A 14670-nucleotide genomic window follows, 5' to 3' on the forward strand; every position below is an offset into this window, starting at 1 on the left:
CATCAATGCGCCAACATTTCTTGAGCGATTTCTTGGCCAGATAGGTTATCTGGGTAGTAGGTTGGCCAGTTATCCATCTCTTCAAAGAGAGCCTCTTGGCTAGTACCTCCAAAGAAGATATGGAAATGTTCTGCCTTAACTGGGGCGATATTGTGGTCACTAAACTGAACATACTTGAACTGTCCAGCATCTGCATCTGTCGCTTCAAAGAGGAAGCGCACGCCACGATTACCTTTCTTATAAGTCAAGATTTTCTTGCCGACATACTTGTAGGTGAATTTCTTGCTTTGGCCACCTTGGATGAATTCCATAGTGTTATCCGTGATGTTGATCTTGGTCACATCTGTCTGATAGCCTTTTCTATAGTAGGCCTTATACTCATCCTTGGTCATCTTGCCAGTCAACTTAGCCTTGTAGTCAAAGACTTGATCAAAAGTTCCATCTTCAAGGAAAGGATAGACAGACTGCCAGTTACCTGCATAGTCACTCAAGGTGCGGTCCTTGACGTCTGCATCTTCAAAGTAACCATTGTGAACTGTCTTGGTATTTTCTTCCTTCTCTGGCTCGATTTCTGGTCCTTCTTGGTCTGTTGTCTGCTTCAAAGCCTTGAGGTTTTTCTCCATCACGGAGATATAGTCCTCACCAGCCTTGGTTGCTTCTTCTGTCAGGCTTTCTAGCGGATTGAGCACATCTAGTTTGACGCCCGTTTCTTTTGAGAGGGTATTGGCAAGGGCTTGTGAGGCATTTTCTTCAAAGTAAATATAAGAAATCTTGTTTTTCTTGATATACTCTGTCAATTCTGCCAAACGTGCTGCTGATGGTTCTGCATCTGGTGAGAGACCCGAGATGGATACTTGCTTGAGACCGTAATCCAAGGCAAGGTAGTTAAAGGCAGCGTGCTGGGTCACAAAGCTCTTTTGTTTGGCTTGAGACAAGCCATCTGTGTATGCCTTGTCCAAGGCTTGCAATTTTTCGATATAGGCAGCTGCATTCTTCTCAAAAGTCTCTTTTTTATCAGGATAATCTGCTGACAAGCTGTCACGGATATGCTCTACCAGTTTGATGGCGCGTGCTGGTGAAAGCCAAACGTGGGGATCGTAGTCGTGATGGTGACCCTCACCACCATGATCATGCCCTTCCTCTTCTTCCTCACCACCTGGCAAGAGGAGCATATCACCTGTCGCCTTGATGGTTTTCACTTTTTTCTTATCCAAGGATTCTAGTAATTTTGGAACCCAAGTTTCCATATTTTCATTTTCATAGACAAAAGTATCTGCGTCTTGGATTTTAGCAACTGCCTTTGCAGACGGTTCGTATTCGTGAGGTTCTGTACCAGCACCGATTAGAAGTTCTACATTAGCGGTATCTCCTGCGACTTGCTTGGTAAATTCATAGACAGGGTAAAAGGTTGTCACGATATTTAGCTTCCCATCTGCCTGCTTTTGATTGGAACAAGCCACTAAAAACAGGGCACATAGACTAGCTAGTAGTAAGCTAATTTTTTTCATTTCATTCTCCTATTTGATAAAACGTTTCAGTAGACTGACTAACAAAAAGACAGCTACAAAGATAATGGTGATACTAGCGCTGGCAGGTGTTTCCGCATAGTAGGAAATATAAAGTCCTGCGACCATTCCCAAAAAGCCAATAGCGCTGGCTAGTAACATAACGGATTTAAAGTTTTTCCCCAGACGAAGGGCAATACTAGCTGGCAAGACCATAATGGTCGATACCAGAAGAGCTCCTGCAGCTGGAATCATAAGGGCAATGGCCACCCCTGTCACCATGTTAAAGAGGATAGACATGGTACGGACTGGCAAGCCATCCACAAAGGCCGTGTCCTCATCAAAAGTTAGGATATACATTGGTCGCAAAAATAAGAAAGTCAAGAGCAAAACGACCGCAGCAATGGCAAAGAGGAAAATCACCTGCTCCTGGCTAATGGTCACAATCGAACCAAAGAGATATTGGTCCAAACTCATGGAACTCGAACTTTTACCCTTACTCATGACGATAAGAGATACTGCAAGCCCTGTAGACATGAGGATGGCAGTTCCGATTTCCATAAAGTTCTTATAGACTGTCCGGAGATACTCTAAAAAGACCGCAGCGATCAAGACGATAGCAATGGTTGAAATAGTTGGAGAAATCCCCAAAACCAGACCAAAGGCTACACCTGAAAGTGAGACGTGACTGAGGGTATCACTCATGAGACTCTGACGACGTAAGATAAGGAAGGTCCCAAGAACTGGAGAAAAGAGACTCATGGCAATGACCGCCAAGAAGGCACGCTGCATGAAGTCATAAGATAACAAACTAAGCATGTTCCACCTCCTGGTCGCTTTCGTGAACGTTGAAACAACGCCATGGCGAATCTTGATTGCGCACTAGATGAATATTGCGATCCGCATAGTCCTTGACCTCCTCAGGGTCATGGGTAATCATCAAAACGGCCTTGCCATGATGGTGGGCACTATGGTGCATGAGTTCGTAAAATTCATTTTTGCTTCCAGCATCCATCCCTGTTGTCGGCTCATCCAGGACAAAGATATCTGGGTCAGAAGCAAACATCCGAGCAATCACTGCCCGTTGCTTTTGCCCTCCCGAGAGGGAACCAATTCGTTTGTCACGGTGTTCCCACATACCAACTGAATCTAGACTAGCCTTGATATGCTCCTCATCATGGGCATTCAAGCGACGGAACCAGCCCTTTCGCGGATAGCGACCCGACTTGACAAATTCATAAACTGTACTTGGAAAACCAGCATTAAAACTAGCTATCTGCTGGGGAAGATAAGCGATCCTTAGCTTTTTCCCATGAGTATTTGTCTTTGAAATGGTTACCTTGCCAAATCTTGGCTGCAAGATGCCTAGGCTCGCCTTGATAAGCGTCGTCTTGGCAGCCCCATTTTCACCAGTCAGGGTGACAAACTCCCCACTATCAACACTATAGTTGATGTGCTCGAGGACAGGTTCCTTGTCATAATAGAAAGACAAGTCCTCTACTGTAATATACCGCATTATTTGATTTCTCCTACTAAAGCAGTTAAAAACCGCTGGATAACTTCTTGTTCATTTGGAGTAAACTGATTTGCTACTTGTTCATAGGCTAAGAGCGTGTGTTCATGATGATGGTGGTGTTCCTCTGCCACTGGTCGAGCTAGTTCTGTCAGTTGATAAAAAATCACACGCGCATCCTTTGGATCTCTGGATGTCTCTAACATGCCCTCTTTGACCAAAGACTTGATAGCCTTGGTCACTGCCGCCTGACTGACATTAAGGCGACGGGCCAACTCCGAGTTGGTTAGGGATTCTTCTGACAAGAGCATGAGGATGTGTTCCTGAGTATTGGTCAAGGCAACGTCACTCGTGCAATGCCCAATCAGAATTTCATGCTGGTTCTCAGATCTCAAGATCACCTCGTTTAAAAAATTGTCGATTTCCTGTGCAAGCTGTCTCATGTGTTACTCCTTCCCAAGCTATCTTTTCGTAAAAAACATAGATAGCCACCGATTCTTTACTGGTTAATTATATCATAAACCAAAAAAGAGTCAAGGGAAAAAGGCGTAAAAACGTTTCCCTAGACTCTTCTAGATGTAAAATTTAACCTATTTTTGCTTTGGTTTTCGACTCGATAAGATACCTGCCAAACCAGCTACCATTCCCATCAAGAGCAAGAAGATGGACTGTTCACTTCCTGTATTTGGGAGGGCCTTTTCTGAGACAACTGCCTTCTTGCTAAATTGACCTGCCACCTCATAAGTCAATGGCACATTCGTAGTCGCATCGCTAGCAGCTGCATTCGTTTGAGGCGTTTCTACTGGTAGACTAAAGTTTTTAGAATCAACAGAAATCGTCCGTGAGTTCGGATTGATCTTTTCATACTGGGTCAAATCAGCTGTTTTCAGATACTCTTCAAAGGCTGCATCCATAGAAGGACCTTCTTCTCGCGCACCACCTAACATCGTGTAGCCATCGCCACCTGCAGCTAGGAAATCATTGGTTGCAAGATAGTAGGTTTTTGCGAGGTCTAGAAGATCATAACGACCAGTCGTGCGGTTTTTGACCTGGATGGCCAAGACACGTTTGCCTGATGGTAGATTAGTATCATAGTAGACCTTCACACCCGAAACTTGCAAGAAACCACCACTTGGCTCTAACAATGGTTGCCCGTTCTCATCCAAGACCTTCCTGCCATCCTTATCGACCTGCAAGATAGATCCGAGTGACTTTTCAAACATATCCAAAACTTGTTGCCCCGTCACTTGGATTTGTGAAATGGTATTCCCAAATGGAAGAACGGCAATGACATTTCCTTTAGTGATTGGTTTGCCTTTTGCAATGGTTTCACGCAAGCCACCACCATTTGTCACAGCGATGTCTGTCGGATGGCTAAATCCTGTTTGACCATACTGATAGAGAGAGTCTGCCACGACGTTTCCGAGGTTGGTTTCACGGACCCGAACATTTTCACGATCACCGTTTAGTTCTACAGGGCTGTTTGAAACAATCTCAACTGCATTTTCAGCATCGTATTTTTGTTTAATATCTTTGACTAGTTTTTCAACTGTTGGATTGGCTGGTAATTTTTTAGCATCAGCAGCCGGAATCTGAGTTGGATTGCCCAAAAGCTGACGTGATTTGTAGATAACTTTCCCAACATTATGAAGGTAACTTCCTGTTTGATTATAGGTAACATTATCGCCATAAGTTGTGGAAGCTACTGTATGAGAATGCCCATCAATAACTGTCACACGTTTGCCTTTGAGACGAGGATTTTTAGATAGAGCTTCTGCCAAGGTTGAACCACGCCACTCGACTGGAGTTGTGGTATCCACACCCAAGTGAGCCAGCACAACATAGTGTTTGTAGTCCTTACCTTCTGCACGAGCCTTGGCTTGAACTTCTTCGATGACCTTATTGACTTCAGAGATTGGATCTGTAAAAGTTACCCCTTTAATGTTTTTAGGGTGGGTTTTTGTAGCAGTTTCAGGTGTTGTCACACCGATTACAACAAATTCATCACCTTCCACAGTCTTATCTTTATCAACGATTGTAGAAGCTTCAAAAAGACGAGCTCCATTGACATAGGTATTTGAGCTAAGTAATGGGAATTTCAAGATTTCCTTGTATTTTTTAACTTCATCAAGACCAAAGTCAAACTCATGGTTTCCTACTGCCATGGCATCATACTGCATCTGATTAAGAATTTCAGCACGCGCTTCACCCTTAGTAGAGTTGGAAATCGGCAAACCTTGAAAAGCGTCTCCCGCATCAACTACCAGAGTATTTTGATTTGACTTCGCACGCTCCTGTTCAATGACAGTCGCTAACTTGGCATCTCCAATTACTCCCTTTTCCTCTACAATACGACCATGGACATCATTGGTGTGTAAGATAACGGTGTCCTTTTCTTCGCTTTTGGTAGATTCAGCAGGAGCTGACGGAGTTTCTGCAGGTACAACCGCTTCTGAAGTTGCCGAAGTTTCCGGTACCGCAGGGCTCTCAACAGGAGCTGGAGTCGCCGACGTAGCTGGAGTCGCTACAACAGCTGAACTTTCTGCAGGAGTTGTTGCTTCTTCAGCATAGACTTGTCCAGCTAAGAAGGCTGGAGCTAACAGGGCTGTCGATAAGACAGGTAACAAAGAACGTTTGTTCATTTTAAAATCCCTTTCTTTTCTTTTTCTCTTTTATATTATACGCTATTTCTAAAAATTTTGAAACTTTTGACCTATTTTCATCTTAAATATTCGCCATTTAAACAAAAAAGCTTGGGTTTAAATCCCAAACTTTTAGACCATTTTATTTGAAATCTTTGATGTTCCCATCATAGGTCGCCCAGTCCTTGCTAAAGAAGCGGTCATTCATCTTGTAGTCTGGAGCTGGTTTCGGATCCGTCAAGAAAGGATTGACAACCTTATCAAAAGCCAGCCAACCTAACCATCCTAGATGAATGGTGTCCTTAACAAAATAAGGGTCCCCTCCATTTTTTGAAAAATCAGCAATATTGGTAAAACCCTGACTTTCTAATTGGTAACGAATTTTCTCCACTGCATGTTGATACATCTCTTCGCTGAGCCCTGTGTACTCCATCCACTTCTTGTTAACCGGCTGAATGACAAAGAGCACATTGACATTCGACTTAGCAAATTGATTGAGGACCAGCTGCAAATCATTGTACTCAGAGGACTTGAGGAAGTTGTAATTTTTTTGATATCCTTCCCATTTTTTTAAATCCTTTTGAATCTCTCTCGTATAGAAATGATTTTCCATCCCCATATCGTTATTTGTCGTATTTGCTTCTGCGTCCTTACGAACAATTTTTTCTAACTCATCATAAGAAAATTGATCCGGAAGATCTTTTAAATAGTTCTCCACGTGTTCCTTGTACTTGAGTTGTCCTCGAATGGAGAATTGTCCAAAGAGAGCGGATTGTTTTTCGTTGAATCGCGCAAAAATATCAATAGCAACCTGATCAACATCTGATAATTCTTCACCCTTTGACAATTTTTGAACAATGCCTTTTAATGCAACATTAGGATTCTGCTTTAACAATCGAATAGCCGCATGCTTTGCAGCAATGTCACCAGATTGATTTCCCAAAAAAGCTGTTAATTGGTCACTGTTAAAAAATCTCTGAAACGCTGCGGGTTCATAATCTGTCTCCGTAAACCACTGAGGCGAAATCACAAATACAGCCTGCTTATTCTCTATTTCTGGCAAAATTTGCTGTAGACCAAAATATTGATTTAGAGAAGCTGCTCCTGCTTGACCTAGAAAGTAAGGACGATAGGGACGATGGTATTTTTCCGCTAAAACAGCTGGATGGACACTATCAAATCGAATCCATTCACTGGACCCTAGAAAAGGAATAAAACGCATATTTGGATCCGTAAGAGCCCTTACTTTTTGGCTTCTCTCTTTAAAACTCTCTGCACTAACAGAAGCCGCCGAATATTTCTCCTCCGTCAGATTATGGCTTGTTGTACCTGGATAAAAAAAGATGAGTAGAAGAACCAAAAATCCAGCAATGAAGATAGGCCCGAAGATCAGCCACAAGCGTTTAAGCATTCTTCAACTCCGTAATACCTTCTACGATTTTATTAGCCGTATTCCAGTCATCACGACCGAACTCCGTCACTGGAACACGAATGTCAAAACGGTTTTCAATCTCCACAATCAATTCAACCGTTCCCATACTATCTAAGACACCGGCATCAAAAAGATCTTCATCCATCATGTCAGAAACATCTTCCATAAACAACTCATCAATAATTTCAATAACTTCTGATTTGATATCCATTTTTTATATCCTTTTATTTTTTAAACCATAAATCATTCAAAAATCCAGAAAAGATTAAGAATGAAACCATCACGACATGGAAGGTGACAACCATGCCAAGCAACTGAATCCAGCGATTCTCAGGTAAGGAACCCTTTCCAGCTTTTTTCCGTTCTTTATTGAGCGCTTTTTTCTTACGAACCCAAGCGTTATTGATGACTAGCCCAATCCCATGGAAAAGTCCGTAGGCGATATAGTACCAGGTCACACCATGCCAAAATCCCATAATCAGCATATTGAGAATATAGGCTACACTTGAGGTCACATTGCGATTTTTAAAGACCTTCTTTCTGGTCAACACCATGACCATCCGCATAAAGACAAAGTCACGGAACCAGAAAGACAGACTCATGTGCCAGCGATTCCAAAACTCTTTTAAATCCCTTGACAAAAAGGGCTTGTTAAAGTTGATAGGACTATGAATACCCATCAAGTTTGAAATAGCTAAGGCAAACATAGAGTAGCCCGCAAAGTCAAAGAAGAGTTCCAGACCAAAGGTGTACATGACCGCTAAAGCGTAGAGGTTAAAGAAACCACCTGTCTGCAAGGCCAAATTTTTCAGCGGAGGCAATAATGTCTCTCCTAAAATGTGAGCCAAGATAAACTTGTAGAGGAAGCCAAGCATGATATATTTGACAGCCTCTTCTAGCATATCCATCAGCTCATCCCGCTCAGGAATGGTCTCGTAATTTTCATTGAAGCGTTTGAAACGATCAATGGGACCACTTGAGAAAGTCGGCATAAAAAGAAGAAAACGTAAGAATTGCCAGATCGTTAATTCCTTGATGACACCGTCTCTCAACTCAACGATAACCCCAACTGCACGAAAGGTCAAGTAAGAAATCCCTAAAAATCCAAACAAAGATTGAGGTCCATGAATAGCAGGAGATACTTTCACAAAGACGATTGGCAATAGGGATAGAAAGCTAACCAGGTAAAATATCCATTTACTATCCCGCTTTTTCCTGTACCTTTTGTAGAAAGATACAAGCAGTACTTGCCAGATAACATAAAGGATCAAAGCGCTTATTTGATTCGTCTTTCCACCGACCAACATGGTGACGATAAAGAAGAGACTAACAAGCACCTCATACAAGGCAAAGCGTTTCTTGAAAAAAAGACCAATAAAGATAGGTAAAGTCGCAGCAATTACGTATAAAAAGTACTGAAGATCACCATAAGGTTCCAAATGAGGTAGCTGTTTATAAAGCTCCATCATCGGCTGTTTACCTCATTGATCAAGCCCTTGATATCAATTTTACCATTAGGCGTTAGCGGCAAACTATCTCGATAAAGAAACTTAGACGGCATCATATAAGACATCATGATATCTGCTAGGTCTTCCTTGATAGCCTTGGTAATATCGATATCGCGTTCAAACTTCTCGCGGACACCGTCCTTTAGGATGACATAGGCCAGTAGATTTTGTACCTTGTGGTCCTTGTTATAACGTGGGACAGCAACGGCCGACTCGATAAAGCGAGACTTGTTGAGGTTTTGAGAGACATCTTCCAGCTCAATGCGATAACCATTAAACTTAATCTGGAAATCCATGCGTCCACCATAGAGAAGCAAGCCCTCATCTGTCATAGTTCCTACATCCCCTGTGTGGTAGGCTGGAAGACCTTCGAACTCAAAGAAAGCTTCTGCCGTTTTTTCAGGATTATTCATATAGCCTTTTGAAACAGCTGGCCCAGAAACGATGATTTCTCCTTGCTCACCATTTGGAACTTTCTTACCTTCCTCATCAATGACAAAGGTCGGAGAATCCGCCTTGGTATGGCCGATTGGCAGGCGTTTGAGAGTCTTCAACATCTCGTCCGTCACGGCAACTGCTGACAGGGCTACTGTCGCTTCTGTTGGACCGTAAGCATTGATAATACGGGCATCTGGGAATCGCTCACGTAGTTTTTGAGCAGTTTTGACCGTCAATTCTTCACCATCAAAGTAGAAATGCGTGATGCCAGGCATTTTCTCACTGTTAAAGTCTTCTGACAACATGGCCATATCTGCAAAGGACGGTGTTGAGGTCCAGATAGCAATGGGCAAGGAAAAAATTGTCGCAAAGAGTTTTTTGAAGTCCTGAGTAATGGCTGAAGGAAGAGCGAAAAGCGTGCCACCCAGTGCCAAGGTTGGCGCCCAATACATGACAGATAGGTCAAAAGAATAAGGGGGCTGAGCCAGCATTTGCGGACGACTTGGCGTCGCAAATTCCTTATCTGTAATCATCCAGTTGGTAAAGCTGAGGAGATTATCATGGGAGATCTGCACTCCCTTAGGCTTACCAGTCGTACCAGAAGTAAAGATGATGTAGTAGTTGTCATCTCCCTTGACTGGATGGGTCATCTCGTAGCTGGAAGCTTGAGCAAAAGCTTCATGGACTTGCTTTAAATTCAGCATCGGTGTGCTAGTTTGCTCTAATGGAAAATCTGAGATAGCAATAATCAAGCTTGGCTCTGCAACTTCTACGATAGCAGAAACTCGTTCCAAGGCCGAATGGCTATCAATTGGGATATAGGCGTGACCTGACTTAGTTAGCGCTACAAAGGTAGCCAACATCTCATATTCCTGACCACCAAAAACGACGACTGGAGATTTATCAGGCAAGCCTAGTTGGTCGATAGCTGCAGCCAAACTATCCGAATCAGCCTTCAGTTCACCATAAGTATGTTCTTGACCTAAAACATTGTAGACAGGATATGTTGGTTGCGTTTGAGCAAAGTGCTCAATCGTTTCAATCATATCTTTTATCGGTTTATTAGACACTGTTCCTCTTCTCCTTTAAACTAGAACTCATTATAAATAAAGGTGCCTTGGCTCTGACCAAGGTAACTAAAAAAATAAAGCAAACCAAGCAAGATTACAAAATATAGAGCCGTCCGGCCTAAGAATACATGTAAATTTCGTTGTTTTTTCATAAGCTATCCATTAATATATTGTTTCTATTAACTATCAGTATGTATTGTTAGCATCTTATCTTCCTAACATTTTACCACTTTATCAACCTTTTTTTCAACTGTTTACCATAACTTAAAAATTGGTTTTAGCTTATTTTAAGATAAGTTAAAATATTAATGTTTTGGCCATCAAAAAAGAGCCTGAGATTTCCATCTCAAACTCTGTTGCCAATAACTCTTTTATCTTAGAAAAGTGAAAATACGAGAACTGCTAGGGCCGCACCAACAATAGGTCCTACAACAGGAATCCAAGCATAAGACCAGTCTCCATCTCCCTTATTTGGAATTGGAAGAATGCTGTGCATGATACGAGGTCCAAGGTCACGAGCTGGGTTCAAGGCATAACCCGTTGTCCCACCTAGTGAAAGACCGATACCGACAATCAAGGTCCCCACTGCAAAGGTCCCTAAACCGGCTTGAAGGTCATAGAGTCCCAAGGCAAAGATTGTCAAGAGCAAAACAAAAGTTCCAAGGATTTCGCTAACCAAGTTCGATACTGTGTTCTTGATTGCTGGTCCAGTACTAAATGTCGCTAGGATATTGCCTGCGTTTTCTTCCGCCTCATAGTGTGGTTTGAATTGCAACCAAACCAGAATCTGAGCCACCATCGCTCCTGCGAATTGGGCTAGGATATAAGGGAAAACAGAAGCCCAAGAGAGCGTTCCTTTTAAGGCCATAGCAAACGTCACAGCTGGATTTAGGTGGGCTGGGCTGAGCGTGCCAGATACAAAGGCTGCAACAGCTACAGCAATTCCCCATCCCATAGTAATCACAATCCATCCTGAATTGTTGCTCTTGGTTTTGGGAAGAACCACACCTGCTACAACTCCATTTCCTAGGAGGATAAGGATTAAGGTCCCCAAAAATTCTCCAAATAATTCTTTCATCATATCTTTGTCTCCATTTAAAAGAAGGGGTGGGCGACAAGGAATGCTGCCCTCCACCTCTTTTCCTTTTTTAATTTTTTAGTTCTGCCAAATCGTTTTGAGCAAGAGCTGCTTCAACATCCGCACGGTAGGCTGCTTTTTCTTCTTCGGTCCAATCATAGAATCGTCCCATTTCATCCAGAACTGGCTCAACGATGCTATCCAAACTATCACGCATAAAGAGCATGTGGTTGGTACGACGAAGGAGGAAGTCAACTGGGCTCAGAGCCAACTCATTGCGCATTGCATAGTGAAGGGACAAGGTATCTGCCAAGCTGAGTCCTGGCGCTTGTTCCAAGCTGTGAGCAAGGGCAAAGACCTTCGGTGCATTTGAACCGTAAAGATTTGCAAGATAGTGAGCTTCCTTGCTATCCAAACCACGTGAAACTCCAAGTTGAGCAAAGGCCTCAATTTCTGAGTCCACATTTGCTGGGTTCAATTCTCCACCTGAAACAGGATAAGTCTTCGAGTTGATCAGTTTAAAGCTACGGTCAAATTCTGCTTTGAGGATATCAACCACGCGCTCCATAGCCCCTTCAGCCATCTTACGGTAGTCTGTGATTTTACCACCAGCAAGGGTCAACAGGCCATTGTCATCACGGTCCAAGCTCGAACCACGTGAAACGGCAGATGGGTCCAAATGTTTCTCAGATGTGCTGCTTTCAAGCTTGCTGACAGCAGATTCAACATCTTCACGCGATTTTTCTTTAGATAGATAAGCCTCGACAGTCGCAATCAAGCTATTGAAGCTTTCGTCGCTAATGGTCCCGTTATTTCCGCCATTGTAGTCAGAAGCGCTATTGCCTGCAATCAATGGACGAAGACCTGCCCAGCTACTTTCGATATCATCAATGGTGATGTTGGCTTCTGGGAAGCGATTGTTGACAATGCCAAGTAGATAATCCACATCTTCCTGCGTCACTTTTGGATGTTCCAAATCACCTGTGTAGTCTGTATCGGTTGTACCAAAATAGGTCTTGTTTTCACGTGGGAGAACAAAGACCATCCGGCCATCTCCCAAGCCTGTGTCAAAGTAAACTGGCTGTGAAACCTTGATCTTACTTGAATCCACTACCAAGTGAACTCCCTTGGTTGGACGCATTTGTGAGAATTGCGTTCCCTTATTAGATAAATTACGTACCTTGTCACTCCAAGGACCTGTCGTATTGATAACCAGACGAGCCTTGATTTCAAAGACTTGGTCTGTCAACAAATCACGAGCTACAACACCTGTAATCTTGCCACTTTCGTCAAAGAGGAAACCTTCTGCCTTAACATGGTTGGCAATGAGGGCACCGTCTTGGTTGGCACGTTTGATGTTTTCAATCACGAGACGCGCATCGTTATTACGGAAGTCAAGGTAAACCCCACCTCCTACCAAGCCTTCTTTTTTCAAGTTTGGCTGGCGTTCCAAGACTTCTTCTTTGCTCAAGACCTTGTTAGCAGCTGGCGTGTTGCTAACACCTGCCAAAAGGTCGTATAAGTCCATGGCTACTTTGAGACGGAAGAGGCTAAAGGTCGCTCCATCTTCATCGTAAACTGGCAAGAGCATTGGATCTGGTTTTGGAATATGTGGAGCGATTTGTTGAACCACCGCACGTTCAGAAACTGTATCTGATACCACTTCTACGTCGAATTGTTTGAGGTAACGCAGACCTCCGTGGACCAATTTTGTTGATCGGCTGGATGTTCCTTCTGCGAAGTCCTGCATTTCAATCAAACCAGTGTCAAGACCACTAGCTGCTGCCTGCAAAGCTACACCAGCTCCTGTAATCCCTCCACCAATAATCAAGAGATCCAAGGTGCGTTCCTGCATTTTTTTAATTGACAATTCACGTGTTTTCTTTGAAAATTCCATATTTACACACTTTCTAACTGAGTCGTTTCATTATTAAACTGATAATTGCATCAAGAAACAGTATTAGTCGTCGATTTCCGCAAAGACTTGCGTTGCTTTCACAGCCTTCTTCCAGCCCTTATAAAGTTGTTCCTTACGAGATTCGTTCATGGATGGTTCGAAGAGTTCTCCTGTCTCGTTCAAGAGTTTCAACTCATCCAAGTTCTTCCAGTAGCCCACTGACAATCCTGCTAGGAAGGCTGCACCTAGGGCAGTTGTTTCCAAGTTTTTAGCGCGTGCGATATCAATTCCCAAGATGTCAGCTTGGAACTGCATGAGGAAGTTGTTCATGGCTGCACCACCATCTACCTTCAAGACTTGGATCGCTGTCTGCGCATCCACTTGCATGGTGTCAATGATATCACGGACTTGATAAGCGATAGATTGCAAAGTCGCCTTGATAAAGTCTTCTTTAGTTGTTCCACGAGTCAAGCCAAAGACAGATCCTCGAGCGTTTTGGTTCCAGTATGGTGCCCCTAGTCCTGTAAAGGCAGGTACGACATAGACTTCGTCATTATTGTGAGAATTGAGAGCATATTTTTCAGACTCTGGTGAGTTTTCCACCATGCGAAGACCGTCACGAAGCCATTGAATGGCACTTCCTGCGATGAAGATAGAACCTTCCAAAGCATAGTAAACCTTGCCGTTAATACCATAACCAATCGTTGTCAAGAGGTTGTTTTCAGACAACTGCATCTCTTCACCAGTGTTCATGATGATGAAGGAACCAGTTCCGTAGGTATTTTTAACCATGCCAGGCTCAAAAGCTAACTGTCCAAAGAGAGCTGCCTGCTGGTCACCAGCCATACCAGAGATTGGAACTTCTCCACCGTAGAAATGGAATGGAGCTGTCTTGCCGTAGATTTCAGAGTTAGAACGAACTTCTGGAAGCATAGCCTTAGGAATATTAAGGATTTCCAAAATCTCGTCGTCCCATTTAAGATCCTTGATGTTATAGAGCATGGTACGAGCTGCGTTTGAGTAGTCGGTCACGTGAGCTGCGCCGTCAGTCAATTTCCAAACCAACCAAGTATCAATGGTACCAAAGAGCAATTCACCCTTTTCTGCTCGCTCTTGAGCACCTTCTACATGATCCAAAATCCAACGAACCTTAGTCGCTGAGAAGTAAGCATCAATGATCAAACCAGTCTTTTCATGGAATTTTTCCACATAACCTTGGCTTTTCAGTTGCTCAGCCAGAGGGGCAGTTTGGCGTGATTGCCAAACGATAGCATTGTAGATAGGGAGTCCTGTTTTCTTATCCCAGACGACAGTAGTTTCACGTTGGTTGGTAATTCCGATTGCCTCGATTTGACTTGGTTTCACACCACTTTCGATGAAAGCACCCGCAATAACTGACTGAACAGAGTTCCAAATTTCATTGGCATTATGCTCTACCCAACCTGCTTGAGGGAAAATCTGAGTGAACTCTTTTTGACTAGAACTGACCTTTTCTCCTTTTTTGTTAAAAATGATGGCACGAGAACTAGTAGTTCCTTGGTCAATAGCCATGATGTATTTTTCTTGTGACATGTGCTGTCCTCCTGA

General features: G+C 43.2%; 13 protein-coding genes. All 13 read right to left on the reverse strand.

The genetic code is table 11. From position 1 onward, the window contains the following. Positions 1–2: 2 nt before the first annotated feature. The 13 genes from adcA to glpK all read right to left on the reverse strand — a co-directional run bounded on the left by adcA (position 3) and on the right by glpK (position 14655). Positions 3–1508, reverse strand: a complete 1506-nt coding sequence (gene adcA / locus NYE79_RS09655; protein ID WP_049501316.1) for a zinc ABC transporter substrate-binding lipoprotein AdcA — start codon at positions 1506–1508, stop codon at positions 3–5. A 9-nt stretch (positions 1509–1517) separates the two neighbouring features. Then, positions 1518–2324: a metal ABC transporter permease gene (locus NYE79_RS09660; RefSeq protein WP_000950023.1), complete on the reverse strand. Its 807-nt coding sequence runs from the start codon at positions 2322–2324 to the stop codon at positions 1518–1520. Further along, positions 2317–3021, reverse strand: coding sequence for a metal ABC transporter ATP-binding protein (locus NYE79_RS09665; protein WP_001269483.1), 705 nt, complete (start codon positions 3019–3021; stop codon positions 2317–2319). The genes NYE79_RS09660 and NYE79_RS09665 overlap by 8 nt, the downstream gene beginning before the upstream one ends. Further along, entirely contained in the window at positions 3021–3461 is a 441-nt protein-coding gene (adcR, locus tag NYE79_RS09670; protein WP_001249326.1) for a zinc-dependent transcriptional regulator AdcR, read from the reverse strand. Before adcR ends, NYE79_RS09665 begins: the two co-directional genes overlap by 1 nt. Before the next feature lie 147 nt (positions 3462–3608). Next, positions 3609–5660, reverse strand: a complete 2052-nt coding sequence (nt5e, locus tag NYE79_RS09675; protein WP_049501315.1) for a cell surface ecto-5'-nucleotidase Nt5e — start codon at positions 5658–5660, stop codon at positions 3609–3611. Between the two features lie 142 nt (positions 5661–5802). Beyond that, complete coding sequence (gene dltD, locus NYE79_RS09680; protein ID WP_000919834.1) at positions 5803–7071, reverse strand: D-alanyl-lipoteichoic acid biosynthesis protein DltD; 1269 nt, start codon at positions 7069–7071, stop codon at positions 5803–5805. Continuing rightward, on the reverse strand, positions 7064–7303 hold the full coding sequence (gene dltC / locus NYE79_RS09685; protein ID WP_000351972.1) for a D-alanine--poly(phosphoribitol) ligase subunit DltC: 240 nt from the start codon (positions 7301–7303) through the stop codon (positions 7064–7066). The genes dltD and dltC overlap by 8 nt, the downstream gene beginning before the upstream one ends. A gap of 13 nt (positions 7304–7316) precedes the next feature. Next, positions 7317–8561, reverse strand: coding sequence for a D-alanyl-lipoteichoic acid biosynthesis protein DltB (gene dltB, locus NYE79_RS09690; RefSeq protein ID WP_049479834.1), 1245 nt, complete (start codon positions 8559–8561; stop codon positions 7317–7319). Continuing rightward, entirely contained in the window at positions 8558–10108 is a 1551-nt protein-coding gene (dltA, locus tag NYE79_RS09695) for a D-alanine--poly(phosphoribitol) ligase subunit DltA (protein WP_049479833.1), read from the reverse strand. Before dltA ends, dltB begins: the two co-directional genes overlap by 4 nt. A gap of 20 nt (positions 10109–10128) precedes the next feature. Then, on the reverse strand, positions 10129–10260 hold the full coding sequence (locus NYE79_RS09700) for a teichoic acid D-Ala incorporation-associated protein DltX (RefSeq protein ID WP_008276434.1): 132 nt from the start codon (positions 10258–10260) through the stop codon (positions 10129–10131). Positions 10261–10484: 224 nt separating this feature from the next. Next, the gene (locus NYE79_RS09705) at positions 10485–11189 is read right to left on the reverse strand and encodes an MIP/aquaporin family protein (protein WP_049490531.1); all 705 of its coding nucleotides are present in this window, start codon (positions 11187–11189) and stop codon (positions 10485–10487) included. 67 nt (positions 11190–11256) lie between these two features. Beyond that, positions 11257–13083 (reverse strand): type 1 glycerol-3-phosphate oxidase, encoded by a 1827-nt coding sequence (glpO, locus tag NYE79_RS09710; RefSeq protein ID WP_251464121.1) that lies wholly within the window; start codon positions 13081–13083, stop codon positions 11257–11259. A 63-nt stretch (positions 13084–13146) separates the two neighbouring features. Beyond that, positions 13147–14655 (reverse strand): glycerol kinase GlpK, encoded by a 1509-nt coding sequence (glpK, locus tag NYE79_RS09715; protein WP_000076795.1) that lies wholly within the window; start codon positions 14653–14655, stop codon positions 13147–13149. Positions 14656–14670 lie beyond the last annotated feature (15 nt).

The organism is Streptococcus sp. FSL W8-0197 (assembly GCF_037963785.1).
Lineage (GTDB): Bacteria > Bacillota > Bacilli > Lactobacillales > Streptococcaceae > Streptococcus > Streptococcus oralis_CQ.

What these genes read in the sequence shown, in the direction of transcription:
- nt5e (WP_049501315.1), bottom strand. Translation starts at nt 5,660, where the DNA reads ATGAACAAACGTTCTTTGTTACCTGTCTTATCGACAGCCCTGTTAGCT.
- adcA (WP_049501316.1), bottom strand. Translation starts at nt 1,508, where the DNA reads ATGAAAAAAATTAGCTTACTACTAGCTAGTCTATGTGCCCTGTTTTTA.
- NYE79_RS09700 (WP_008276434.1), bottom strand. Translation starts at nt 10,260, where the DNA reads ATGAAAAAACAACGAAATTTACATGTATTCTTAGGCCGGACGGCTCTA.
- adcR (WP_001249326.1), bottom strand. Translation starts at nt 3,461, where the DNA reads ATGAGACAGCTTGCACAGGAAATCGACAATTTTTTAAACGAGGTGATC.
- NYE79_RS09705 (WP_049490531.1), bottom strand. Translation starts at nt 11,189, where the DNA reads ATGATGAAAGAATTATTTGGAGAATTTTTGGGGACCTTAATCCTTATC.
- dltC (WP_000351972.1), bottom strand. Translation starts at nt 7,303, where the DNA reads ATGGATATCAAATCAGAAGTTATTGAAATTATTGATGAGTTGTTTATG.
- dltB (WP_049479834.1), bottom strand. Translation starts at nt 8,561, where the DNA reads ATGATGGAGCTTTATAAACAGCTACCTCATTTGGAACCTTATGGTGAT.
- NYE79_RS09665 (WP_001269483.1), bottom strand. Translation starts at nt 3,021, where the DNA reads ATGCGGTATATTACAGTAGAGGACTTGTCTTTCTATTATGACAAGGAA.
- dltD (WP_000919834.1), bottom strand. Translation starts at nt 7,071, where the DNA reads ATGCTTAAACGCTTGTGGCTGATCTTCGGGCCTATCTTCATTGCTGGA.
- glpK (WP_000076795.1), bottom strand. Translation starts at nt 14,655, where the DNA reads ATGTCACAAGAAAAATACATCATGGCTATTGACCAAGGAACTACTAGT.
- glpO (WP_251464121.1), bottom strand. Translation starts at nt 13,083, where the DNA reads ATGGAATTTTCAAAGAAAACACGTGAATTGTCAATTAAAAAAATGCAG.
- NYE79_RS09660 (WP_000950023.1), bottom strand. Translation starts at nt 2,324, where the DNA reads ATGCTTAGTTTGTTATCTTATGACTTCATGCAGCGTGCCTTCTTGGCG.